The following is a 392-nucleotide window of genomic DNA, read 5'->3' on the forward strand; positions in this document are numbered from 1 at the left end:
AGGACGAGCTCGGTGCGGAGGTGATCCGCGATCGACCAGCCCACGCAACGCCGGGAGAACACGTCGATCACGGCCGCGCAGTACACCCATCCCTCGCCGGTGCGGTGCTGGGTGATGTCGGTCACCCAGAGCCGGTCCGGGCCGTCGGCGGTGAAGCGGCGCTGGACGTGGTCCTCGAACACGGCCGGCAGCCGCCCGGCCGGGCCGCGCCGCCACCGCCGGTGGTGGACGCCCTGCAGCCCGGCCAGTCGCATCAACCGCTCCACACGACCATGTCCCACCGCGAGGTGACGGCCCAGCCGCAGCTCGGCATGCACCCGCCGGACCCCGTAGGTTCCGCGGGAAGTCTCATGGATCTGCCGCAACGTCACCGTCAGCGCCTGATCCGCGAC

At 72.2% G+C, this 392-nt stretch carries 1 protein-coding gene; it reads right to left on the minus strand.

The features are described 5' to 3' along the window. The coding region (locus tag FJ658_RS15905) for an IS3 family transposase (RefSeq protein ID WP_141146278.1) at positions 1–392 on the minus strand (392 nt) is incomplete at both ends.

Source organism: Schumannella sp. 10F1B-5-1, from assembly GCF_006517535.1.
Taxonomy (GTDB): Bacteria; Actinomycetota; Actinomycetes; order Actinomycetales; family Microbacteriaceae; genus Schumannella.